25 protein-coding genes are annotated in these 23,920 nt (G+C 56.5%); 9 read left to right on the top strand and 16 right to left on the bottom strand.

What is annotated here, in order from left to right; genetic code table 11:
- Positions 1–49 precede the first annotated feature (49 nt).
- The 5 genes from recG to gmk form a co-directional block, all read right to left on the bottom strand.
- Complete coding sequence (gene recG, locus QLG07_RS18400) at positions 50–2,131, bottom strand: ATP-dependent DNA helicase RecG (protein ID WP_282469847.1); 2,082 nt, start codon at positions 2,129–2,131, stop codon at positions 50–52.
- A complete protein-coding gene (gene trmH, locus QLG07_RS18395) occupies positions 2,131–2,826 on the bottom strand; it encodes a tRNA (guanosine(18)-2'-O)-methyltransferase TrmH (protein ID WP_048914208.1) in 696 nt (231 codons plus the stop codon). The genes recG and trmH overlap by 1 nt, the downstream gene beginning before the upstream one ends.
- A gap of 83 nt (positions 2,827–2,909) precedes the next feature.
- Positions 2,910–5,039 carry a bifunctional GTP diphosphokinase/guanosine-3',5'-bis pyrophosphate 3'-pyrophosphohydrolase gene (spoT, locus tag QLG07_RS18390; RefSeq protein WP_048914209.1) on the bottom strand — a complete coding sequence of 710 codons (2,130 nt, stop codon included), beginning with the start codon at positions 5,037–5,039 and terminating at the stop codon, positions 2,910–2,912.
- 19 nt (positions 5,040–5,058) lie between these two features.
- A complete protein-coding gene (rpoZ, locus tag QLG07_RS18385) occupies positions 5,059–5,334 on the bottom strand; it encodes a DNA-directed RNA polymerase subunit omega (protein ID WP_016191359.1) in 276 nt (91 codons plus the stop codon).
- 56 nt (positions 5,335–5,390) lie between these two features.
- Complete coding sequence (gene gmk / locus QLG07_RS18380; protein WP_187497275.1) at positions 5,391–6,014, bottom strand: guanylate kinase; 624 nt, start codon at positions 6,012–6,014, stop codon at positions 5,391–5,393.
- Positions 6,015–6,274: 260 nt separating this feature from the next.
- Here gmk and ligB point away from each other — a divergent pair, with 260 nt between their 5' ends.
- Positions 6,275–7,939: an NAD-dependent DNA ligase LigB gene (ligB, locus tag QLG07_RS18375; protein WP_348994613.1), complete on the top strand. Its 1,665-nt coding sequence runs from the start codon at positions 6,275–6,277 to the stop codon at positions 7,937–7,939.
- Here the strand turns inward: ligB and QLG07_RS18370 are convergent.
- The gene (locus QLG07_RS18370) at positions 7,936–8,553 is read right to left on the bottom strand and encodes a trimeric intracellular cation channel family protein (protein ID WP_048914212.1); all 618 of its coding nucleotides are present in this window, start codon (positions 8,551–8,553) and stop codon (positions 7,936–7,938) included. The genes ligB and QLG07_RS18370 overlap by 4 nt on opposite strands.
- A 442-nt stretch (positions 8,554–8,995) precedes the next feature.
- On the opposite strand from QLG07_RS18370, the gene QLG07_RS18365 reads away from it, so the two are divergent.
- On the top strand, positions 8,996–9,640 hold the full coding sequence (locus tag QLG07_RS18365; protein WP_282469846.1) for a response regulator transcription factor: 645 nt from the start codon (positions 8,996–8,998) through the stop codon (positions 9,638–9,640).
- A gap of 230 nt (positions 9,641–9,870) precedes the next feature.
- On the opposite strand, the gene QLG07_RS18360 is transcribed toward QLG07_RS18365, so the two are convergent.
- The 3 genes from QLG07_RS18360 to QLG07_RS18350 all read right to left on the bottom strand — a co-directional run bounded on the left by QLG07_RS18360 (position 9,871) and on the right by QLG07_RS18350 (position 12,756).
- Complete coding sequence (locus QLG07_RS18360; protein ID WP_048914218.1) at positions 9,871–11,235, bottom strand: MFS transporter; 1,365 nt, start codon at positions 11,233–11,235, stop codon at positions 9,871–9,873.
- Positions 11,236–11,384: 149 nt separating this feature from the next.
- Positions 11,385–11,723: a zinc ribbon domain-containing protein YjdM gene (locus tag QLG07_RS18355; RefSeq protein WP_048914219.1), complete on the bottom strand. Its 339-nt coding sequence runs from the start codon at positions 11,721–11,723 to the stop codon at positions 11,385–11,387.
- 169 nt (positions 11,724–11,892) lie between these two features.
- Entirely contained in the window at positions 11,893–12,756 is an 864-nt protein-coding gene (locus tag QLG07_RS18350) for a YicC/YloC family endoribonuclease (protein WP_048914220.1), read from the bottom strand.
- Between the two features lie 155 nt (positions 12,757–12,911).
- Between QLG07_RS18350 and QLG07_RS18345 the strand changes: the two genes are divergently transcribed.
- Positions 12,912–13,340 carry a DUF3574 domain-containing protein gene (locus tag QLG07_RS18345; protein WP_187497273.1) on the top strand — a complete coding sequence of 143 codons (429 nt, stop codon included), beginning with the start codon at positions 12,912–12,914 and terminating at the stop codon, positions 13,338–13,340.
- Positions 13,341–13,391: 51 nt separating this feature from the next.
- Here QLG07_RS18345 and QLG07_RS18340 read toward each other — a convergent pair whose 3' ends face one another.
- Complete coding sequence (locus QLG07_RS18340; RefSeq protein ID WP_282469845.1) at positions 13,392–14,576, bottom strand: nucleoside transporter C-terminal domain-containing protein; 1,185 nt, start codon at positions 14,574–14,576, stop codon at positions 13,392–13,394.
- Between the two features lie 209 nt (positions 14,577–14,785).
- Here QLG07_RS18340 and rph point away from each other — a divergent pair, with 209 nt between their 5' ends.
- A complete protein-coding gene (gene rph / locus QLG07_RS18335; protein ID WP_187497271.1) occupies positions 14,786–15,502 on the top strand; it encodes a ribonuclease PH in 717 nt (238 codons plus the stop codon).
- Between the two features lie 57 nt (positions 15,503–15,559).
- On the top strand, positions 15,560–16,201 hold the full coding sequence (gene pyrE, locus QLG07_RS18330) for an orotate phosphoribosyltransferase (RefSeq protein WP_048914224.1): 642 nt from the start codon (positions 15,560–15,562) through the stop codon (positions 16,199–16,201).
- Positions 16,202–16,259: 58 nt separating this feature from the next.
- On the opposite strand, the gene slmA is transcribed toward pyrE, so the two are convergent.
- The 3 genes from slmA to coaBC form a co-directional block, all read right to left on the bottom strand.
- A complete protein-coding gene (gene slmA, locus QLG07_RS18325) occupies positions 16,260–16,856 on the bottom strand; it encodes a nucleoid occlusion factor SlmA (RefSeq protein ID WP_099755044.1) in 597 nt (198 codons plus the stop codon).
- A gap of 118 nt (positions 16,857–16,974) precedes the next feature.
- On the bottom strand, positions 16,975–17,433 hold the full coding sequence (gene dut / locus QLG07_RS18320; protein WP_048914226.1) for a dUTP diphosphatase: 459 nt from the start codon (positions 17,431–17,433) through the stop codon (positions 16,975–16,977).
- Entirely contained in the window at positions 17,411–18,625 is a 1,215-nt protein-coding gene (coaBC, locus tag QLG07_RS18315) for a bifunctional phosphopantothenoylcysteine decarboxylase/phosphopantothenate--cysteine ligase CoaBC (protein WP_282469844.1), read from the bottom strand. The genes dut and coaBC overlap by 23 nt, the downstream gene beginning before the upstream one ends.
- A 191-nt stretch (positions 18,626–18,816) precedes the next feature.
- Here coaBC and radC point away from each other — a divergent pair, with 191 nt between their 5' ends.
- The 4 genes from radC to mutM all read left to right on the top strand — a co-directional run bounded on the left by radC (position 18,817) and on the right by mutM (position 21,137).
- Positions 18,817–19,500: a DNA repair protein RadC gene (gene radC / locus QLG07_RS18310; protein WP_048914228.1), complete on the top strand. Its 684-nt coding sequence runs from the start codon at positions 18,817–18,819 to the stop codon at positions 19,498–19,500.
- A 298-nt stretch (positions 19,501–19,798) separates the two neighbouring features.
- Positions 19,799–20,035, top strand: coding sequence for a 50S ribosomal protein L28 (rpmB, locus tag QLG07_RS18305; RefSeq protein WP_034888493.1), 237 nt, complete (start codon positions 19,799–19,801; stop codon positions 20,033–20,035).
- Positions 20,036–20,052: 17 nt separating this feature from the next.
- A complete protein-coding gene (gene rpmG, locus QLG07_RS18300; RefSeq protein WP_001051798.1) occupies positions 20,053–20,220 on the top strand; it encodes a 50S ribosomal protein L33 in 168 nt (55 codons plus the stop codon).
- A gap of 107 nt (positions 20,221–20,327) precedes the next feature.
- A complete protein-coding gene (gene mutM / locus QLG07_RS18295) occupies positions 20,328–21,137 on the top strand; it encodes a bifunctional DNA-formamidopyrimidine glycosylase/DNA-(apurinic or apyrimidinic site) lyase (protein ID WP_133622318.1) in 810 nt (269 codons plus the stop codon).
- Positions 21,138–21,139: 2 nt separating this feature from the next.
- Here mutM and coaD read toward each other — a convergent pair whose 3' ends face one another.
- The 3 genes from coaD to waaA are packed head-to-tail and all read right to left on the bottom strand — an operon-like array spanning position 21,140 to position 23,664.
- A complete protein-coding gene (gene coaD, locus QLG07_RS18290; RefSeq protein WP_048914230.1) occupies positions 21,140–21,616 on the bottom strand; it encodes a pantetheine-phosphate adenylyltransferase in 477 nt (158 codons plus the stop codon).
- Positions 21,613–22,389, bottom strand: coding sequence for a glycosyltransferase family 2 protein (locus tag QLG07_RS18285; RefSeq protein WP_048914231.1), 777 nt, complete (start codon positions 22,387–22,389; stop codon positions 21,613–21,615). Before QLG07_RS18285 ends, coaD begins: the two co-directional genes overlap by 4 nt.
- Entirely contained in the window at positions 22,390–23,664 is a 1,275-nt protein-coding gene (gene waaA, locus QLG07_RS18280) for a lipid IV(A) 3-deoxy-D-manno-octulosonic acid transferase (protein ID WP_048914232.1), read from the bottom strand.
- Between the last annotated feature and the right edge of the window lie 256 nt (positions 23,665–23,920).

The following is a 23,920-nucleotide window of genomic DNA, read 5'->3' as shown; positions in this document are numbered from 1 at the left end:
AAGCAATCGTTTGCCACCCTATCGACGGTGAAGACAGTCATTGAGGGGGTTACGCGTTGGTATAGCGTTCGGTTTCCGGCAGCCAGCGTTCAATCAGAGCCGAAGCCTGCTCCGGATAGTGCTGGTGGATATGGCGCGCCACGCGCTGCACTTCCGGGATCATCGCCTGGTCGCGCAGCAGGTCAGCAACCTTAAACTCGGCGTTACCGGTTTGTCGCGTGCCCAGCATTTCGCCGGGGCCGCGAATTTCGAGGTCACACTGGGCAATCACAAAGCCGTCGTTGCTGTCGCGCAGCACCTGTAAACGTTTCTGCGCGGTTTTACTCAGCGGCGCCTTATACAGCAGCACGCAGTGGGAAGCGACCGCGCCACGGCCAACGCGACCGCGCAGCTGATGCAGCTGCGCCAGCCCGAGGCGTTCCGGGTTTTCGATAATCATCAGGCTGGCATTGGGCACATCCACGCCGACCTCTATCACCGTAGTGGCAATCAGCAGATGGATTTCACCCTGCTTGAACGCCTGCATTACCGCCTGTTTCTCCTGCGGCTTCATCCGGCCGTGTACCAGGCCGATAGTCAGCTCCGGCAGCGCCAGCTTCAGCTCTTCCCAGGTGGCTTCCGCCGCCTGGGCTTCCAGCAGCTCCGACTCCTCAATCAGGGTACAGACCCAGTAGGCCTGGCGGCCTTCGCTGCCGCAGGCGCTTTTCACCCGGGCAATAATCTCAGCGCGGCGCGTGTCAGGGATCGCGACGGTGGTCACCGGGGTACGTCCCGGCGGCAGTTCGTCGATGGTTGAGGTATCGAGATCGGCATAGGCGGTCATCGCCAGGGTGCGCGGGATCGGTGTGGCAGTCATAATCAGCTGGTGCGGGTGGAAACCCTGCTCTTCGCCTTTCTCCCACAGCGCCAGACGCTGGTGGACGCCAAAGCGGTGCTGCTCATCGATGATCACCAGCGCCAGCCCGTTGAACTGCACCTGCTCCTGGAAGATAGCGTGGGTACCAACAATCATCGACACCTGCCCGCTGGCGATTGCTTCCTGCTGGGCGATGCGCGCTTTGCCTTTCTGCTTCCCTGCCAGCCAGCCTACTTCCAGCCCGAGCGGTGCAAACCACTGGCGGAAATTATTGGCGTGCTGCTCGGCCAGCAGCTCGGTCGGCGCCATCAGCGCTACCTGCTTACCGTAAGCAATCACCTGCAGTGCCGCCAGCGCGGCAACCAGCGTTTTACCGGAGCCCACATCGCCCTGCACCAGACGCATCATTGGGTAGTCGTGGGCGAGGTCGGTTTCGATCTCACGCACCACACGCTCTTGCGCATGAGTGGGTTTAAAGGGCAGCGCGGCCAGCAGCTTATCGCTCAGGTCGTGGCGGGCAGCTATCGGCAGCGCATGATAACGCTGCGCGCCAGCGCGTACCGCCAGCATGCTGAGGTTGTGCGCCAGCAACTCTTCCATAATCAGGCGGCGCTGCGCCGGGTGGCGGCCGCTGTCGAGATCGGCCAGCGCCATATCCGGCGGCGGGCGGTGCAGCGTGCGCAGCGCTTCCGGCAGGCTGATCATTCCCTGGCTTAGCTCCGGCGGCAGCAGTTCGCTAATCGCGCAGGTTTCCAGCAGGGTCAGCGCCTGGTCGGTCAGGTTGCGCAGCGTCGCCTGGCGCACGCCCTCAGTCGTGGAGTAGACCGGGGTCAGCGTCTCTTGTAATTCGGTGAGTCTGCTCTCACCCTGCACTTTGTACTCCGGGTGGATGATCTCCGCCCCGCGCTGGCCGCGTTTAATTTCACCATAAGCGGTGACGCGGCGGCCGGTGGCGAGGCTGTTCTTCATTCCGGCATTGAAGTTGAAAAAGCGCAGGGTGAGGATGCCGCTGCCGTCGCTAATCTGGCAGGTCAGCATGCGGCGGCGGCCAAACGAAATATCGCTGTGCAGCACTTCGCCCTCTACCGTGGCATAGATGCCCGGCAGCAGGTCGTTGATGGCGTAAAGCTGAGTGCGGTCTTCATAGCGCATCGGCAGATGCAGCAGCAGATCCTGTACGGTCAGCAGGCCAAGTTTGGCCAGCTTTGCCGCCTGGCTGGCGCCCACGCCGGACAGCGTATTGAGCGGAACGGCATCCAGCAGGCGGCCCTGCATTATTTACGCGCCTTCGACTGCATGGTGGCCCACCATTCCGGCTCCGCCACCACTTCACCGCGATCGTTGATCTCAGGGTAGGGCAGCCCTTTATGCTTCGCCACGCGGGCCAGTACCGGGTAACCCCCTTCGAACAGCAGACGCTGCTGCTCGGCGTACTCCAGCGTGCTCTCTTCACGCAGATACATACCGGCATTCTGCCGCTGGCGCTGAGCTTCATAGAGGATCAGGGCCGATGCCACGGAGACGTTCAGCGACTGCACCATACCGATCATCGGGATAATAATATCCTGGTCGGCAAGGTCGAGGGCTTCCTGGGTAATCCCGGTTTTTTCCTGGCCCATCAGGATGCAGGTCGGACGGGTATAGTCGATCTCGCGGAAATCGACCGCTTTAGCGGAGAGGTGCGTCGCCAGAATCTGCATCTTCCGATCTTTCAGATGGCTGACGGCATCACGGATGGTCGGATGGGTTTTCACCTGCACCCAGCTGTTGCTGCCCGCGGCGGAAGAGACCATGGTGCGCATGCGGCTTCCCGGCCATACGGCGTGAACTTCATGCACGCCAACGGCGTCGGCGGTGCGGATCACCGCAGAGACGTTATGAGGTTTATGCACCTGTTCCATACACACCGTCAGGTCGTGCTGACGGGCGGCGAGCATTGCGCGGATACGGGCATAACGTTGGGCATTCATGCGAAAGTGGACTCCCTAAAATCAGTCATCCCGTCTGCGGCGACATGGGGAAGCAAAAGACGGAGGCAGGCTCCGTCTTTTGCTTAATTGCGGTTGCGATGCACCTTGATGACATCCGGCATCACGCGGATCTTACGCATGATATTGGCCAGATGAACGCGATCGCGTGCCGTCAGACGGATAAAGGCGCTGTAAACACGGCCATCTTTTTCTTCAGTGTTCAGGCTCTGGATATTGGAGCCGGCGGTGTTAATTGCCGCCGTCAGGTTTGCCAGCGCGCCCTGGTGGTTAAACATATCCACCTTAATCTCGGCGACAAACTCCTGCTCGGTGGCAATATCCCACTCCACCGCCATGTATTTCTCTGGCTCTTTCTGATAGCCACGAATATTACGGCAGGATTCATGGTGCACGACCAGGCCTTTACCGGGGCTGACGTGCGCCACAATCGGGTCACCGGGGATCGGGCGGCAGCACTTAGCGAAGGTGATCAACACCCCATCGGCGCCCTTAATTGGCAGCTTGCTGCGAGCGCCGCTGATGCTACTGCTGCTGCCGGTGTTGGCGGGAACATTCTGCTCGCTCTGCTGCAGATTTTTCGCCACCACCACGCTCATGGCGTTACCGAGACCGATTTCTGCCAGCAGGTCATCCAGCGAGGTCAGCTTCATGCGCTCCAGCTCGTGCTGGACATTGGCTTCCGGGATCTCAGCCAGCTTGCGGCTGCCGCCCAGGGCATGATTGAGCAGGCGTCGGCCAAGGCTGACAGAGTCATCACGCTTGAGGTTTTTCAACAGCTGGCGGATCTTGGCGCGCGCTTTCGAGCTCACGACAAAGTTCAGCCACGCTGCGTTCGGGCGCGCACCCGGGGCGGTAATAATCTCGACGGTCTGGCCGCTGGTGAGCGGCTGCGACAGCGGATAAGGCTGACGGTCAACGCGTGCGCCCACGCAGGCATGGCCGATATCGGTATGCACGGCGTAGGCAAAGTCGACCGGCGTGGCGCCGGCTGGCAGTTCAACAATGCGGCCTTCCGGAGTGAAAACGTAAATCTCATCCGGGAACAGATCGGATTTGACGCTTTCGATAAATTCAAATGAGCTTCCGGCGCTCTGCTGCAGCTCCAGCAGGCTTTGCAGCCAGCGCTGCGCGCGGATTTGTGCGGTAGTGCTGCTCTCGCCCTGTTCTTTATAAGCCCAGTGCGCTGCTACCCCCATCTCTGCCATCTGATCCATATCTTCGGTGCGGATCTGCACCTCAACCGGCACGCCGTGCGGGCCGATCATTGATGTGTGCAGCGACTGATAGCCGTTGGCTTTTGGGATAGCAATATAATCTTTTACCCGGCCCGGACGCGGCTTATACAAGCTGTGCATCTGGCCCAGTACGCGATAACAGGTATCGACATCACGCACGATGACGCGGAAGGCATAGATATCCATAATCGAATGGAATCGCTGCTCTTTCAGGTGCATTTTGCAGTAGATGGAATAGAGGTGTTTTTCGCGACCGCTGACGCGGCGGGTAATACCGGCTTCTTCCAGACGACCGTCAATTTCCGAGAGGATTTTCTGGATCATCTCTTTACGGTTGCCGCGTGCCGCTTTGACCACTTCCTTAATCACGCGGAAACGGTTCGGATACAGGGCTTCAAAGCCCAGCTCTTCCAGTTCGGTTTTCAGGTGGTGAATACCCAGGCGATGAGCCAGTGGGCTATAGATTTCCAGCGTTTCCAACGCGATACGCCGTTTTTTATCCGGTCGCAGCGCGCCGAGGGTACGCATGTTGTGCGTACGGTCGGCCAGCTTGATCAGAATGACGCGGATATCCTGCACCATCGCCATGATCATCTTGCGGAAGTTTTCAGCCTGGGCTTCTTTCTTGTCGCGGAATTTCAGCTTGTCGAGTTTAGAAACCCCTTCAACCAGCTCGGCGACGGTCTGGCCGAACAGCTGTTCCATATCCTTATAGGTGGCTGGCGTGTCTTCAATAACGTCGTGCAGAAGCGCGGCCATCAGTGTTTCATGGTCGAGTTTCATTTCCGCCAGGATGCAGGCCACGGCTACCGGATGGGTGATATAAGGCTCACCGCTGGAGCGTGTCTGTCCCTCGTGAGCATCACGTGCGACAAGATAAGCTTGCTTGAGGCGCTTGATTTGCTCCTCAGGCAAGTATTTTTCAATCAGCTGATTGAGGCTTTCGAACAGATACAAGGCAGGCCTTTAGTGCTGATTAACGACGACCTTCAGCGATAGCAGTCACAGCCTGTAATTCTGCGGCTTCCTGCTCTTGCTGCTCCTGGCGATCGCGCACGTCGAGGATCTGATTGGTGATCAGGCCTTCTTCGATTTCGCGCAGCGCGATAACGGTAGATTTGTCGTTCTCTTCCGGGACCAGTGGATCTTTACCACCAACCTGCATCTGACGAGCGCGGCGTGCTGCTACCAGAACCAGATCAAAACGGTTACCAATTTTTTCTACTGCGTCCTGTACGGTTACGCGTGCCATAAGTGTGATACTCCACGGGTGGTGACGAAATGACTGGGCATCATACTGAGTTACCCTCAGTCTGCCAATAGTTTGCTGATTAATGCATCATGGCGGGCTTTTTGACGGCCCATACGCAGACGCTCAGCGCGAATAATGGTTTTCAGATCGGACAATGCCAGGTCGAAATCATCATTCACGATTAAATAATCGTATTCGGCGTAGTGGCTCATCTCAGCAACAGCCTGGGCCATACGTTTAGTAATCACTTCTTCGCTGTCCTGACCACGGCCACGCAGGCGGCGGTCCAGTTCGTCTTTCGACGGCGGCAGCACGAAAATGCTGCGTGCTGCCGGCATTTTCTCACGGATCTGTTTAGCACCCTGCCAGTCGATATCGAGAAACACATCAACGCCGGTTGCCAGCACCTGTTCAATGGCTTTACGCGAAGTGCCGTAATAGTTACCGAACACTTCGGCATGTTCTAAAAACGCCTCGTCCTCAATCATGGAACGAAACTCATCGTGGTTCACAAAGTAATAATGCTCACCATGATTTTCGCCCGGCCGTACCCCACGCGTGGTGTGGGAGATCGATACCTGGGTATCGTACAGCGGTTGCGTTTTTAACAGCGCCTGAATCAGGCTGGATTTACCCGCGCCACTAGGGGCGGAAACAATAAAAAGCGTGCCTTGAGCCATGATTATTCTTGATATGCCAATAAAGCGGAGTCTACTTCCTGCACAGTATACACAGGTGCAGGGCGTGATGCAGCGTTTAGGCGATGATCCAGGGGATTTTCTGAGGAAATGGAAAGCGCTGCACGGCGTTTTGCAGCCCGATGTCGGCTGCATTGAATTGTTCCGGAGCGGCTTTCCATAATCTGACTTTGCCACTCGCTAATACCCAACCCGCACGCTTTACTGTTGAGCGGTATAAGTGGAAAGCAGGAGAGACAGGGATGCGCTACCTCATTTTAGCCATTGGGTTATACAGCGCGGTGCTGGCGGCACAGTGCCCGGTATGGTCGCCTGCGCGGGCCGATCTGGAGATGACCCGGCTGGCAGCACAGCTCACGCACTGGGATGACGCCTACTACCGTCAGGGTAAGAGTAGCGTGACCGATGAACGTTATGATGCATTGCAGGGCAAGCTACAGCAGTGGCAGCACTGCTTTCATCCCGCCAGCGATCGCCGTCAGCCTGTTTTGATGACCGATGGCAAAGTACGCCATCCGGTTGCCCACGTCGGTGTAAAAAAACTGGCGGGCAAAGCCGAAGTGGCGCGCTGGATGGAGAACCGCCAAGGCCTGTGGGTACAGCCTAAAGTCGACGGGGTGGCGGTAACCCTGGTCTATCGTCAGGGAAAACTGACCCGGATGGTTAGCCGCGGCAACGGCATGCAGGGGGAGGACTGGACGGCGAAAGCCCGCCTGATCCCCGCGATCCCACAATCTATTACGCTGAATGCCGGGCAGCAGGTATTCCAGGGCGAGCTTTACCTGAAGATGACCGATCACCAGCAGGGTCGTGACGGCGGGAAAAATGCCCGTTCGCAGGTGGCGGGAGCATTAATGGCAAAACAGCCCTCACCTTTACTGCAGCGCGTTGGGCTATTTGTCTGGGCATGGCCAGATGGCCCAGGGCTGCTGCAACAGAGGCTGGACGCTCTGGAAAGTGCGGGATTTCCTGCTATCCGCAGCTGGACGCGGCAGGTACAAGATGCTGATGAGGTTGAAGGCTGGCGCGAGCGCTGGTTCCACGGCGCGCTCCCGTTTGTGACAGACGGCGTGGTGGTACACAGCATGCCGGTGCTGGCGGGAAAAAGCTGGCTGCCCGAGCTGGGGGACTGGGCCATTGCCTGGAAATATCCGCCACCTGAAGTCACCAGCGAAGTGCGCTCAGTGGAATTCACCGTCGGGCGCAGCGGTAAAATCAGCACGGTACTCCACCTGCAACCCGTACAGCTGGATGATAAACGCGTCAGCCGGGTCAGCATCGGGCCCGTTGCGCGCTGGCGTGAGCGCGATGTGATTGCGGGGGATCAGGTCAGCCTCAGCCTGGCCGGGCAGGGGATCCCGCGCCTCAACAGTGTGGTATGGCGCGTGGCGCAGCGCGACTATCCGCAGCCCCCCGATGCCGGGCGCTTTTCTATGGTCAGCTGTTTTCACCTCAGCCCGGCGTGCCGTCAGCAGTTTCTGGCACGGCTGGAGTGGTTAAGCAGCAGCCCGGCCCTGAACCTGACGGGGATGGGGCGGCAAAACTGGCAGCGGCTGATCCAGTCCGGGCACCTCACCCATCTGTTCTCCTGGCTGGCCTTGTCGCAGCAGCAGCTTGAAGACATCCCCGGCATCGGTCAGCCCAAAGCGCGCTTCTTCTGGCAGCAGTTCCGGCTCAGCCGCCAGCTGCCGTTTAAACGCTGGGTGCGGGCGCTGGGCGTTCCGATCCCGGAAGGGGCGCTGCGTGCGCTACCTGATGACAGCTGGCAGCAGTTACTGTCGCATAGCGTGGAAGAGTGGCAGCAGCTGCCCGGGGTTGGTACTAAACTGGCCCATACTATTCGCGCCTTTTTGCAGCAGCGCGAAGTGCAGCAGCTCATTGAAAGTCTTAATCTGCGTGGGGATTAGTGGTCGTCATGGGGATAGTTAAACACCGGCAGACCAAGGCGGAAGCGCAGTGCACCCAGGCGCGCGATAAAGCCAGCCAGGAGGGTAATGATGATCACCGTCTCCATCGACAGGGCCGTTTTGAGCAGCAGGATATAGAGCCATCCGGAGGCAAAAGCGATACCTGCATATAACTCTTTCTGAAATACCAGCGGGATGCGGTTGCAGAACATGTCGCGCAGCACGCCGCCAAAGACGCCGGTGACCACGGCACTGATCGCGGCGATAATGCCAGCGTGGCCCATATCCAGCGCCACCTGCGCTCCGATAATTGAAAACACCACTAATCCCAGTGCATCCAGCACCAGAAAGACTTTGCGCAGGTGCGGCATCAGCGGCGCCGCCAGGGTCGTCACCACCGCTGCGGCGGCGACTATCATGATGTATTCAGGATGCTTCACCCAGCCGAGCGGATAGTGGCCGAGCAGCATATCGCGCACAGAACCACCGCCTATCGCCGTCACGGAAGCAATAATAATCACGCCAAACATATCCATCTTGCGGCGGCCAGCGGCCAGCGCTCCGGTCATGGATTCTGCTGTAATACCGATGATGTAAAGGACAGTGAGTAACATAGCCAGCTCCTGAAAACAGGCGGCAAGCCTAAGGGATCGCCTGTCAAACGGCAAGATGCATCAGAGGCTTGCTTTTATCTGAGTAAAACGTCCTGGCGCAATAGGGCTTCACTCTCATTTGCTTTTACAGCGTACGCAGGATGTTAATTAGCAATAATAGGTAAGAAATATATTATTTATTCATTATTTCGTCCATTTATTTTAAACCCTGCCTGCCCTTTTCAGCACAGGGGTTTTAGAGAGTGCTGTACCGAACCCATTTCACTTTATAAAATAATGCCGCTATTAAATTTCCTGAATTTTCTATTATGTTCTAAATAAATTTTATGTCACTTTTTTACAAGCTCTAACTTTAAGGAGAAAAAATAATATTTTGTTTTCTTAGTCTGTTAATCGATCGTATATTAGCCCTGTTTGTATTTTTGAAAATCAAGGAGGGCACATGCATCACAGGCACACGGTATCCATATCTGACGATCATCCGCATATATTGCATTCGTTAAAGATGTTGTTTGCTAACGACTCTCGCTATCAGGTTACCAATGAGTCTCTGTGTGGCAAAGAGCTATTAGCTTCGCTGGCCAACAATCGAACGGATATCGTCATTACTGATTTTTCTCTGGGAAACGATAACTCGACGCTGGATGGATTTTCCAAACTGCGTGCTCTGAGCGGCCGCTTTCCTGATGTGAAGGTGGTTTTGCTGACCTCTCTGGGAAATACTGCGATTCTGAGGAAGGCATGTGATTATGGTGTAAGATCAATAGTCAGTAAGTCAGATGATATCGAAGAGACGCTGACTGCCTGCCACCATGTGATGATGCAGAGTGGGCTCTACTTTTCATCTTCACTGGATTATCTCAAAGCTGAACCGGGTAAAAATCACGATCGGGGTACTACCCTCACGCCTAAGGAGTTAGAAGTCGTGCGGTTATTCTCTTCAGGCTATTCGCTGGCAGAAATTGCCCGGCGGCAGAACAGAACAATCAGCACTATATCTACGCAGAAGTATAATGCTATGCGGCGGCTTGGTATTTCTTCAAATATTGAACTGATACGCTTTGCCTATGCGCAAGGTTTAATCTGAGGCCGTTTTTTTAATCGCGCTAAAATTTACTGGAAAACAACGTTAATTACTTGCCATTTGATACAGAATAAAATTAAAGACTTATCTGTTTTTTCTGACATTATTCGTTGTTGGATTTCGGTTATCCGCAGCGGTAAAAGAGTGCAAAACGCAGGAGATGAAATGGTTGATGAGGGGTAGCAGGTCTGCACCCCCCATCACTCTGCCTGAAAAAACCAAAATTGGCTGATTCAAAGCTTCTCAAAGGCTTTCTTCAGCCCGGTTTCTTCATCGGGATCGGCCCCCTGCTGGGTTTCGCTCTCCGTTGCTACCTCTTCAACCGGTTCGCTGTCGATCGCGGGCATAGTTTCTTCAATCATCTGTTCGTCAAAGGCCGGATTAAGAGCCGGTGACAGTGGAGAACTTACCAGGCTATCCGCCATCACGATATGCGGCACCGGTGCATCCTCGACAAACTGGGCTTCATCCTGTTTCACCGTCCGGCTCAGAGCAACAATCAACAGGCCGCACAGGGCGAAGAAGGCATACAGCGTATTGGCCCCCAGCGGCTCAATCAGTAAGCCCACCACCAGCGGACCAATGCTGGCACCCACGCCAAAGGCCATCAGCAGACAGGCGGCCAGCGACACGCGGCGCTCTGGTTCAATCAGGTCATTGGCCAGCGCGACCGCCAGCGGATAAAGGGAAAACTGCAGCATGCTGACCACAAACCCCAGCACCAGCAGCAGCGGGAAGGTGATGTGCGGCAGTACTGCCAGCGGCAGCGCGGCGATGATCAACACAACGGCATTGAGGCGCATCAGGCGGGTGCGGTTATAGCGGTCGGACAGCCAGCTGAGCGGGAACTGCGCCACCAGCCCGGCGAAAATCGCGATGGCCATAAACAGGCCGGTCTGGCTGGTGGTCAGCTGCTGCTGGCTGGCATACACCGGCGCCAGACCGTAGAACGATCCGACCACCATACCAATCGCCAGCGTGGTGAACAGCACCTTAGGGATGGCGCCGATAAAATAGCGTAATTCCATCGGAGCCGGCGACAGCTGGCGAGCATGAGTACGGGTGGTCAGTGCAATCGGCACCAGGCAGAGCGAGAAACAGAGCGCAATCAGCAGCAGCGTGCTTAGGCCAAGATCGGTCTGCAACATCAGCACGACCTGGCCGAGCGACATGCCGAGATAGGTTGCCACCATATAGCAGCCAAACACCTTGCCGCGCTGGTCGGATTCCGATTGATCGTTCAGCCAGCTCTCCAGCACCATATACTGGCACATCATGCACATGCCGATGATCAGACGCAGCCCTACCCAGGCAGGGATAAACTCCGTCAGACCGTGGGCCAGTACCGCCGCCGTAATAATCCCGGCGCAGGAGACATAAGTACGAATGTGCCCGACACGGGAGATAAAAAAGTGCCCAACCTTACCGCCAATCACCAGGCCGATATAGTTCGCAGCGATAATCGCCCCGATCAGGCCGCCGGAGACATGGATAGAGGTCAGTCGCAGAGAAACATAGGTGGTCAGCAGCCCGGAACCGAGCAGCATTAATAGTGTGGTGGTATACAGCGGAAAGAACACGCCTATCGTCTTATTCACTCTTCCCCCTGGGGTGTCCTGAGTCGGTCCGTTGAGCGCCGTACGCCCTTAACGCAAACTTATGATGCGTTTTGATACTAGCAGCTTCGCAGGCTTTGAGGAAACCGGGCAGGGGAAAGAGGCCAGTAGCGCGGGGCTACCGGCAGGGATCAGTTCTTTTTGACAAACTCGGACTTCAGCTTCATCTGGCCAAAGCCATCGATTTTGCAGTCGATATTGTGGTCGCCTTCCACCAGACGGATACCTTTCACTTTGGTGCCAATCTTCAGCGGCGTGGAACTGCCTTTCACCTTCAGATCTTTAATCACCGTGACGCTATCGCCGTCGGCCAGCAGGTTGCCATTGGCATCTTTCACCACCAGGCTCTCTTCCGCCGCGTCCTGCGCGCCTTCAGCCCAGACGTGGCCGCACTCCGGACAGTTCAACATGGCGCCATCCTGCCAGCTATATTCTGAGTGGCACTTTGGGCAGGGAGGTAATGTTTGCATGGGTTAGCCTCAATTAAATCCATAATAAAATAAGGGGATAGTTTACCTTGTGGCGCGGTGGGTGCCTATAGCTAAAAGGAAAAGCGCTGAACGCGGTGCCAATTTCCTGAAAAAAAAGCCCACCAGTTGGTGAGCTTAGTGATATTTTACCGTCAATCTTATCGGCAGATTACTCGATATTCTGAATCTGCTCGCGCATCTGCTCAATCAGCACTTTCAGCTCAATCGCTGACGCGGTGATTTCGGCATTAATCGATTTAGACCCCAGGGTGTTCGACTCGCGGTTAAACTCCTGCATCATAAAGTCGAGGCGGCGGCCTACGGCTTCCTTCTTCTTCAGGATGTTGTAGGTCTCTTTCACGTGCGCTTCCAGGCGGTCCAGCTCTTCAGCCACATCAACGCGCTGCGCCAGCATCACCAGCTCCTGCTCAAGACGATTATTTTCCAGCTGTACCTGGGCCTCTTCCAGACGAGTCAGCAGGCGCTCACGCTGCCATTTCAGCACGTCAGGCATATGGGCTCGCACTTTAAGCACCTCGGCGCTGACGCCTTCCAGACGCTGCTCAATCAGCGCTTTCAGCGCCGAACCTTCGCTTTCGCGTGCGGTAATAAACTCATCAATGGCGGTGTCCAGCGCGCTGAGCAGCTGGGCAGAGATTGCATCCAGATCCTGCTCTTCAGCGGACATCACGCCCGGCCAGCGCAGAATATCAACCGGGTTGATTTCACCCTCGTCGCTCTGCATCTTGACCCAGTTAGCTGCCTGCACCAGCTGCACGGCCAGCTTCTCGTTCAGCACCAGCGAGCTTTGCGCGCTTGGGTCAGCATCAAAACGCAGGTTAACTTCGATTTTGCCACGCGTCAGACGGTTGCGGATGCGTTCACGGATCACCGGCTCCAGCCCGCGGAACTGCTCGGGCAGACGGATATAGGTTTCAAGATAGCGCTGGTTGACGGAACGCAGCTCCCAGGCTGCGCTGCCCCATTCGCCTTTGGTTTCGCGCCGGGCGTAAGCGGTCATACTGCGGATCATTTTGCGTACCGTTATAAAGATAAAAGATGCAGGGATTATAGCGGCGCAGGCGCTGCCTTAACAGGCATTCGCTCAAATGACGGTGTTTTGGCTGACGTTTTGCCGCTCACAGCTTAAGATGATGACAACTCAGACAATAAAAACCAGGAGCACCCATGGCACCGCGTCTTATCCTCTCTTCCCTGCTACTGCTGGCGCTTAGCGGCTGTAGTACTCCGGCACGTCAGGCTGCCACGCCGCCCGCCGCCGCCTGCGCGCTGGGTGACGTCATGACGCAGACCACACTTTACTTTGGCCTCAACCGCCCGCAGGGTGCCGCAATCTCACAGGCAGAATGGCAGGGTTTTGTTGACGGCGAAGTGACGCCACGCTTCAAAGACGGGCTGACGGTATTGACGGCGCAAGGGCAGTGGCTGGGCAATGATGGCAAGGTGGCGCGCGAAAACAGCAGAGCCCTGATGCTGATCCACAGCCCGGATAAGGCCAGTGAGCAGAATATTGAAGCGCTGCGGGCGATCTACAAGCAGCGCTTCGCGCAGGAGTCGGTAATGCGGGTGGATGCTCCGGCCTGCGTGGCATTTTAAATCCCCTTCACTCTTCACGCTGCGGGCGCGTTGGCTGCGCCCGGATAGCGTTTACAGAACCAGACCGGCGAAGGCTGCCGACAGCAGGCTGACCAGGGTCGAGCCGTAGATCAGCTTCAGACCGAAGCGCGACACCACGTTGCCCTGCTGCTCGTTCAGCCCTTTGATTGCCCCGGCGACGATGCCGATAGAGGCAAAGTTGGCGAAGGAGACGAGGAACACCGACAGGATCCCCAGCCCGCGCGGAGACAGCTCAGCCGCAATCTTCTTCAGCTCAATCATCGCCACGAATTCGTTGGTCACCAGCTTGGTGGCCATAATGCTGGCGGCCGGCAGCGCATCCGCAGCCGGGATGCCAATCAGCCACGCGAACGGCCAGAAGATATAGCCGAGGATCTGCTGGAAGCTGATGCCGAACAGCGTGGAGAACAGTGCATTCACCGCCGCAATCAGCGCAATAAAGCCGATCAGCATCGCCAGAATAATCATCGCCACTTTGAAACCGGCAAGAATATATTCGCCGAGCATCTCGAAGAAGCTCTGATCTTCGTGCAGCTTCTCCAGGCGGATTTCCGGCTCGTCGCCAACCGGCGTCGGGTTGATAATCGACAGAATAATGAAGGTGCTGAACATGTTGAGGATTAGCGCCGCCACCACATAGCGCGGTTCAATCATCGACATATACGCGCCAACAATCGACAGCGAAACGGTGGACATTGCCGCCGCCGCCATAGAGTAAAGGCGGCGCTGGGAAATCTCTGCCAGGATACCTTTGTAAGCGATAAAGTTTTCCGACTGGCCAAGGATTAGCGTGCTGACCGCGTTGAACGACTCCAGCTTGCCCATGCCATTGATTTTAGACAGTACAGTGCCGACCACTTTAATCAGCACCGGCAGGATTTTCACATGCTGCAAAATACCGATCAGCGCAGAGATAAAAACAATCGGGCACAGCACGCCGAGGAAGATAAACGCCATGCCCTGCGCTGCCATGCCGCCGAAAACAAAATCGGTGCCCTGAGCCGCGTACTTCAGCAGCACTTCGAAGAAGCCGGAAAAGGCGGTGACGATGCTCAACCCGGCGGAGGCGTGCAGGAAGAACCAGGCCAGTAGCGCTTCAATGACCACCAGCTGTAGCAGCACGCGCGGGCGGATTTTACGACGATCGTTGCTGAACAGCAGCGCCAGGCAGCCAATGACCACCAGCGCTAAAACAAAATGGAAAACAGAGGTCATACAAAAGTCCGGTATGCGGGAGAAGAAAAGAGACGTATTTAGCCACATTTACGGCGTTTTTACATCCTGCCGCCGACTATCTTGCTGTTTTAGTGCTTAACTAGCGGCGTTTTGCATAACCCGCGCGGTCATTTCCAGCGCGTTAGGCATTCCCCTGCGAAATCCGTATAATGCGCGGTCAATAATGTTTAGCTAGCCGGAGAGATACTATGCGTCCATCAGGCCGTAGCGCACAGCAGGTGCGCCCCGTCACCCTGACCCGTCATTACACCAAACATGCAGAAGGCTCTGTGCTGGTTGAATTCGGTGATACCAAAGTGCTGTGTACTGCCACCATTGATGAAGGCGTGCCGCGCTTTCTGAAAGGTCAGGGCCAGGGTTGGGTCACCGCCGAATACGGCATGCTGCCACGCGCGACCCACAGCCGTAACGCGCGTGAAGCGGCTAAAGGTAAGCAGGGCGGACGCACGCTGGAGATCCAGCGTCTGATCGCCCGCTCGCTGCGTGCAGCCATTGACCTGAAAGCGCTGGGTGAATTTACCATTACCCTCGACTGCGATGTGCTGCAGGCAGATGGCGGTACCCGTACCGCATCCATCACCGGCGCCTGTGTGGCGCTGGCCGATGCCCTGAATCATCTGGTCGCCATCGGTAAGCTGAAAGCCAACCCGATGAAAGGCATGGTCGCGGCGATTTCCGTTGGTATCGTTAATGGCGAAGCGCTGTGCGACCTCGAGTACGTGGAAGACTCCGCGGCGGAAACCGATATGAACGTGGTGATGACCGAAGATGGCCGCATGATTGAGGTGCAGGGCACCGCAGAAGGCGAACCGTTCAGCCACGATGAGCTGCTCAAGCTGCTGGCGCTGGCGCGAGGCGGTATTGATACCCTGGTCGCGGCGCAGAAAGCGGCGTTATCCAGCTAAATTTTTCAGGCGACTTCGCAGTCGCCTTTTTCTTGCCTGAAAATTGAGGAACACGACATGAAAGCCTGGCAGCGCCAATTTATCGAATTCGCCATCAACAAGCAGGTGCTGAAGTTTGGTGAGTTCACGCTGAAATCAGGGCGCAAAAGCCCTTATTTCTTTAACGCAGGCCTGTTCAATACCGGGCGCGATCTTGCTCTGCTGGGCCGTTTCTACGCTCAGGCGCTGGTCGATTCCGGTATTGATTTCGACCTGGTGTTTGGCCCGGCCTACAAAGGTATTCCGATTGCTACCACCACCGTGGTGGCGCTGGCCGATCACCACGACCGCGATGTCCCTTACTGCTTTAACCGTAAGGAAGCCAAAGATCACGGCGAAGGCGGCACGCTGGTGGGCAGCCCGCTGCAGGGAAAAATTATGCTGGTGGATGACGTGATCACCGCGGGGACGGCCATCCGTGAGTCGATGGAGATCATCGCGGCAAACAATGCCACGCTGGCAGGCGTGCTGATTTCGTTAGACCGCCAGGAACGCGGGCGCGGGGCGATTTCTGCGATTCAGGAAGTGGAGCGCGATTACGGCTGCAAGGTGATTTCAATTATCACGCTGAAAGAGCTGATTGCCTATCTGGAAGAGAAGCCGGAACTGGCCGACCACCTGGTGGCGGTGCGCGAGTACCGCAGCGAGTTTGGTATTTAAGCGTTTCTGTAGGGGCCGATCTTCTTTTTCGATCGGCCCTTATGATCAACCCACAATGTCACACCAGCTGAGCGGCCAGCAGCGGCCAGCGCACGTCGAAGTCAACGGTCGGACGATAACGGAACTCTGAACGCACAAAGCGCGACAGCAGCCCTTCGCAGAACGCCAGCAGCTGGCTGGCCAGCAGTGCCTCATCGGTGGCAAAACCTTCACCCTCACGAATTTTCTTTTCGCGCATCACCAGGCGCAGCTGCACCTCAATGCGTTCGAACAGCTGATTAATCCGCCCCTGCAAACGATCCTGTTCGAACATCAGCGCATGACCGGTCAGAATGCGCGTTAAACCTGGATTACGCTCACCAAAGCCCAGAATTAACTGGGTAATCAGACGCAGACGCGGCAGCGTCTCTTTCTCGTCCTTCAGTATCAGATTGATGCGCGTAATCAGGCTGTCTTCGATAAATTCGATCAGGCTGTCAAACATCTTGGTTTTGCTGGGAAAATGCCGGTAAAGAGCCGCTTCAGATACCCCAACATTCGCCGCCAGCTTGGCGGTCGTGATGCGCTGGCTGCCATCGCTGGATTCCAGCATCTGCGCCAGTGCCTGCAGGATTTCTTCGCGACGATTCCTTTTCGCACTCTTTTTTTCTGCCATGCCTTAAAAGACCCCTGAGAACATCACCATAAACGGGCAAATACCCACGCAACGTCCGTGAGCAAAGGCTCACGGAAGAAAAAAATCAGCTTATCGTTCGTTACGGAGCGGTGGAGAGTTACTGGCGGCCGGAGTGACCGAAACCACCTTCGCCACGTACGCTGGCGTCGAAGTCGTTCACCAGATTGAATTCAGCCTGTACCACCGGCACAAACACCATCTGAGCGATACGTTCGCCAGGCTCGATAGTAAAGGAGTCCTGCCCGCGGTTCCAGACGGAAACCATCAGCTGCCCCTGATAATCGGAGTCAATCAGGCCAACCAGATTGCCCAGAACCACGCCGTGTTTATGGCCAAGGCCAGAGCGCGGCAAGATCACCGCGGCCAGTTCAGGATCGGCGATATGAATAGCCAGGCCGGTGGGTACCAGCGTGGTGGCACCCGGATTCAGTACGAATGCTTCATCCAGGCAGGCGCGCAGATCCAGCCCGGCGGAACCGGAGGTGGCATAGGTAGGTAACGGGAAATCGCTGCCTACGCGCGCATCCAGGATTTTAACGTCGATTTTTTTCATCATAACGGCTGACAATCTCGTCTAGTAACTGTTGGCCAAGGAGTGACTTATCGCTGAGCGGTAAGACTTTTTCTCCCTCCTGCCAAAAAAGGTGAAGAGCATTGGTATCGCTTTTGAAACCCTGCCCAGCTTTGGCAACATCGTTAGCGCAGATCATGTCCAGATTCTTACGCACGCGTTTTTGTTGCGCGTATTCTTCCACATTCTGGGTTTCAGCGGCAAATCCTACGACAAAGGGACGGTGTTCCTGCATCGCCGCCACGCCGGCGACAATATCAGGGTTTTTCACCATTTTCAGGGTAATTTCTTCACCCTGTTTTTTGATTTTTTCCTCAGCAATGGCCACCGCACGGTAGTCGCCCACGGCCGCACAGCCGATAAAGATCTGCTGGCTTGCTGCCTGGTCCATCACCGCCTGCTGCATCTCCAGTGCGCTGACCACATCCACCCGCGTGACGCCCGCCGGGGTCGGCAGCTCTACCGGCCCGGCAACCAGCGTAACGCGGGCGCCGCGTTTTGCGGCCGCAGCGGCGATGGCAAAGCCCATTTTCCCCGAGCTGTGATTGCTGATAAAGCGCACCGGATCGAGCGCTTCCCGCGTCGGGCCGGCGGTGATCATAAGGTTGAGATGTTGCAGGTCGTTGACGGGGGCGGCCCAGTTCACCGCATAGTCAACAATCGCCAGCGGGTCGAGCATGCGCCCCGGCCCGATATCACCACAGGCCTGGCTGCCGCTGTCCGGCCCCCAGATCATCACCCCTCGCTGTGCCAACACCTGCAAATTGTGCTGGGTAGGCAGGGCGCGGTACATCTGCTGGTTCATCGCCGGGACCACGGCCAGCGGTGCCGCAGAGGCCAGGCAAATGGTGGTCACCAGGTCGTTAGCCATCCCTGCCGCCACGCGGGCAATCAGGTCAGCGGTAGCAGGTGCCAGAATCACCAACTCGGCCCACTTGCCGAGTTCGATATGGCCCATTGCCGCTTCTGCTGCCGGGTCGAGCAAATCATCAGAGACCGGATAACCGGAAACGGCCTGAAGGCTGAGCGGGGTAATAAACGCTTTTGCCGCGTCGGTCATGACCACGCGCACTTCCGCGCCACGGTCGCGCAGGCGGCGCACCAGCTCGGGGGCTTTATACGCGGCAATACCCCCGCTGACGCCCAGAACAATACGTTTCCCGGTTAATTCCATCATTTGCTGTCGCCTTCTGTTAAGCCTGCTGGCGCTATTCGCGCCACAAGAGAAACATTTTACCACACTCCGTCTGGCTGACTATTTCGCACCTCGCCACCTTTGCGAGCCGTCTCGTAAAGTCAGCACATCGCCATAGAAAAATACTGTATATAATGCCATGCTTTCTGCACTTCAGGAAGAGGGAGCAAACGATGAGCAAAACCAACGGGTGGCAGGAGCCGGGGATGCCTCCGCGCGAAAAGCTGGATAAATTTGGGGTGGCCACGCTTAGTGATAGCGAACTATTAGCGATTTTTCTGCGCATCGGTACCAGAGAAATGTCTGTGATGGCGCTGGCACAGCGGCTGCTGGTCGAGTTCGGTTCTCTCTATCAGTTGATGAATGCGCCCGCGAAAAAATTGCAGGCCATCCATGGCATCGGATTAGCGAAATATTCCCAGCTCAAGGCGATAGCGGAGCTGGCAAAGCGCTGCCATGCCTGCCGGGAATCGGTGGAAAACCGTGTGGTTGATAGTTCTACCGAGGTGCTGGATTTCTTACGCAGTTCGCTTGGGGATAAAGAAAGGGAGATTTTTCAGGTGATCTTTCTGGATAATCAGCACCGGGTGATTTACACCAGCGAAATGTTCAGCGGCACCCTGAACAGCGTGGAGGTTCACCCGCGGGAAATTGTGCGTGAAGCGTTGAAACGCAATGCAGGCGCAGTGATTCTGGCACATAATCACCCGTCCGGCGTGGCTGAGCCCAGCCGGGCCGACCGCAATATTACGCAGCAAATAGTGAGTGCCTGCACTCTTATGCACATTCGGGTGCTCGACCACTTTGTGCTCGGCCGGGAGGAGTACGTCTCATTTGCCGAACGCGGATGGCTGTGAGCGCCAGCCTGTAATTTAGCCTTTTTTTGCTTTACCTGAGGTTTTACAGCAGCTAAAGCGAACAAATCCCGTGCAGATAAGACAATTGTACGCGATCCAGAGGGATCTTTATCTGTACGGGGCTTGAGCACTCGCGCCACAGGGCGTATACTACGCCACCTTTGAGAATCTCGGGTTTGGCGTTTTGGGCCTGCTCAGCGGGTTCACATAGAACTCGCCTGGATGGGCTATAAGCCTGACGAGGCGGCTAAAACCTTATTTTTAAAGCTCGAGCTGATTTGATTTTTGGAGAATAGACATGTCACGAGTCTGCCAAGTAACTGGCAAGCGTCCGGTGACGGGTAACAACCGTTCCCACGCAATGAACGCGACGAAACGCCGTTTCCTGCCGAACCTGCACTCTCACCGTTTTTGGGTTGAGAGCGAAAAGCGCTTCGTTACACTGCGCGTAACTGCCAAAGGCATGCGCGTAATTGATAAAAAGGGTATTGAGACGGTCCTGGCCGATCTGCGTACCCGTGGTGAGAAGTACTAAGGTAAAGGAACTGAATCATGGCTAAAGGTATTCGCGAGAAGATCAAGCTGGTTTCTTCTGCTGGGACAGGTCACTTCTATACCACCACGAAGAACAAGCGTACTAAGCCGGAAAAACTGGAACTGAAGAAATTCGATCCGGTTGTCCGCCAGCACGTGATCTATAAAGAAGCTAAGATTAAGTAATTAATCTCAGTGGATAAAAACCCGGCTTCGGCCGGGTTTTTTTGTTTCTGCGGGTCTGTAATACTGTGCGGCATCGCAGGTGACCAAACAGCAACGGAGGCGAGAATATGCCAGAGTTACCCGAGGTAGAAACCAGCCGACGCGGGATCGAACCGCACCTGGTTGGTGCCACTATTCTGCATGCGGTGGTGCGAAATTCACGCCTGCGCTGGCCGGTGTCACAGGAGATCCACGCGCTAAGCGACCAGCCGGTGCTCAGCGTTCAGCGCCGGGCTAAATATCTGCTGCTGGAGCTGCCGACGGGCTGGATCATCATCCACCTCGGTATGTCGGGCAGCCTGCGCGTGCTGCCGGAGGAGCTACCTGCGGCGAAGCATGACCACGTCGACCTGGTGATGAGCAATGGCAAAGTGCTGCGCTATACCGACCCGCGCCGCTTTGGCGCCTGGCTGTGGAGCCCGGATCTGACGGCCAGCTCGGTACTCTCCCACCTCGGGCCAGAACCGTTGAGCGATGACTTTTCCGCGCAGTATCTGTTTGAAAAATCACGCGGGAAACGCACGGCGGTAAAACCGTGGCTGATGGACAACAAGATAGTGGTGGGGGTGGGCAACATCTACGCCAGCGAATCGCTGTTTGTCGCTGGGATCCTGCCCGATCGTCCGGCAATGGAACTGAGCGAAGCCGATACCGCGCTGCTGGTCCGCACCATCAAGGCGGTGCTGCTGCGTTCGATTGAGCAGGGCGGCACCACGCTGCGCGACTTTTTACAAAGCGACGGCAAGCCGGGCTATTTTGCTCAGGAGCTGCAGGTTTATGGTCGGGCAGGGGAGCCGTGCAGAGCGTGCGGTACGCCGATTGAAATCAGCAAGCACGGGCAGCGCAGCACCTTCTTCTGCCGCCGCTGCCAGAAGTAATCTCAGAGTTTGGTTTTCAGCGCCTGATATACCGGCGCTGGCAGGAACGCCTGCACTTCACCACCGTGGCGCGCCACCTCTTTCATCAGGGACGATGAGATAAACGAGTACTGTTCGGAAGGCATCAGGAAAACGCTTTCCAGCGTCGGCAGCAGGTGGCGGTTCATATGCGCCAGCTGCAGCTCGTATTCGAAGTCGGAGACGGCGCGCAGGCCGCGCACCAGGACATTCGCCTGCTGCGCTTTAGCAAAGTTCGCCATCAGGTCGCTAAACCCCACCACTGCCACATTTGGCAGATGCGCGACCACCTCGGTCGCCAGCGCCACGCGCTCCTCAAGGGAAAACAGCGGTTTTTTGCTCGGACTGGCGGCAACGGCCAGCACGATGCTGTCAAACATCAGGGCCGCGCGGGACACGATATCAAGGTGGCCGTTAGTCATCGGATCAAAGGTGCCGGGGTAGATGGCTTTGGTGCTCATAGTCTGCCCTTCCTGGATGCGTGATTCAGAGCCCAGAGGGCCGCGTATTTGTTAAAAGTATACTGTGCGTTGACCACCGCCAACAGCCATCCCTGCTTACCATCAAGAAAACCTGCGCGCAGCACCAGCGTTTTGAAAAATGCCCCGAAGGTATGGCCGAAAATGGCGGCAATCCCACAGCGCTTACCCTGCTGGTGACGCTGTTTAGCCCAGGCTTCCGCGTAGGCAAACTGCTTCCACTGGAAGGCAGAAAAATCCCGGCAGGTCAGATGCAGCAGGTCGCCCTTGAGCGGCGTGGCGCGCTTGCCGGATGTTTCCAGCGACTCATGCACCTGGTTGTCGTTGTAACGGTAGTGGCGTGGATAGAGGCGGGTGACGCGGTCGGGATACCAGCCGCTGTGGCGCATAAAGCGCCCGAGAAACAGGTTGCGCCGGGCGATGCTGTAGACGCTGTCTGAAGCGGGCTGCTGCAGCACTTGTTCAATGGCGTGCTGCAGTTCAGGCGTGACGCGCTCATCGCTGTCGAGGGTTAAAATCATCGGATGGCTGGCGTAGCTCTGTGCCAGCTGGCGCTGTTTGCCGTAGCCGTGCCACTCGCTGGAGTGATAAACCCGCGCGCCGTGCCGTTCGGCAATGGCCGCGGTGGCGTCGCTGCTGCCGGAGTCGAGTACGATAATTTCATCCGCCCAGCTGACGGACTCAAGACATTCAGGCAGCAGCTCGGCCGCGTTTTTGGCTATCATCACTACCGACAGTTTCTGACGTACGCTCATTTAATGATTCCGCTGTGGCAGATGAGGTTCCAGTAAATGTAGCAGGCGCTGCAGAGCACCCTGGTTCTGATGCAGTACATCAACGGCATGACGGCCGTAGTAGAGGCGGTAGTCCTCATCGGTCAGCAGATTGCCAATCTCTTTATCCAGCGACTCCGCATCCGTAACGGTGATCAGACCATCTGCCTGCTGCAGGCGGGCGCAGATATCTTTAAAATTAAAGGTATGTGGCCCCATCAGTACCGGAATAGCGTGGGCGGCAGGCTCCAGTGGATTGTGGCCACCGCGCTCGACCAGGCTGCCGCCAACAAAGGCGAGATCGGCAATACCGTAGAGCAGCATCAGCTCGCCCATGGTATCGCCAATCACCACCTCAGTGCTGCCGGACGGGATCTCACCGCTGCTGCGCAGGATATAGCTGAAGCCATTTTTTTGCGTCAGCGCGCGCGCCGTCTCGAAACGTTCCGGGTGGCGCGGCACCAGGATCAGCAGCAGATTAGGGAATCGCGCCAGTAATTTGCGGTGCGCGTCCAGAATAATACTCTCTTCCCCTTCATGGGTACTGGTGGCAATCCACACCGGGCGGCGTGGCGCCCACTGGCGGCGCAGCGTGATCGCGCGGGCAGCCAGCTCTGGCGTCACGGAAATATCAAATTTCAGGCTGCCGGTGACCGCCAGATGAGAGCGCTTCAGACCAAGGCTGATAAAGCGCTCCCCGTCTTCGGCATTCTGCGCGGCGATAAGCGTAATACGTTGCAGCAATCGCTTCATAAATTTGCCGATTTTCTGGTAACCCCTGGCGGAGCGTTCTGACAGCCGGGCGTTGGCAATCACCAGCGGGATTTTGCGCTCGTGCAGCTGGGTGATCATGTTCGGCCAGAGCTCGGTTTCCATGATGATCACCAGGCGTGGGCGCACGGTATCGAAGAAGCGGTTCATCGCCCCGGGCAGGTCGTAAGGCAGATAGACGTGATGCACATCTTTGCCGAAGGCGGAGCTGGCTCGTTCAGACCCGGTGGGGGTCATGGTGGTGACCACGATAGGCAGATCGGGGTAGCGATGGCGCAGCGCCCGCACCAGCGGAATGGCGGCCAGCGTTTCGCCCACCGAAACTGAATGCAACAGAATACCGTCAGGCTTTACTTTGCCTGCGCAAAAGCCATAGCGTTCCGCCCAGCGTTTGCGATAGGCAGGAGCTTTCCGGCCGCGGAGCCAGAGACGAAGCCAAATTAACGGCTGAATGAGATACAGCAGAGCGGTATAAATGGTAATCATCACATTGCTTTTCAGGTGAACAGAGACTTACGCCCGGAGATAGCCAAAAAAAGAGAAATAATGCGGCATGTTAGCAGATAAGTTGGGCGGGCTCACACTACTTCATAAGGGTGAACCTGCGGCTGGAGCACTGAAATCATCCCCTCATCTGAGAAAATAGTCATCCCTGTAAATTTGAATGGGTTCAAACTGCAAAGGATTACCTGGATTTTTTTTGACTTTCCGTGTGCAATTCCCGTCTGAGAGGTGTCAAATA

Origin of the sequence: Erwinia sp. V90_4 (assembly GCF_029967685.1) — a bacterium.
Taxonomy (GTDB): domain Bacteria; phylum Pseudomonadota; class Gammaproteobacteria; order Enterobacterales; family Enterobacteriaceae; genus Erwinia; species Erwinia aphidicola.
The sequence above is the reverse complement of the archived record's forward strand: the minus strand, read 5'-3'. Positions and strand labels throughout refer to the sequence as shown.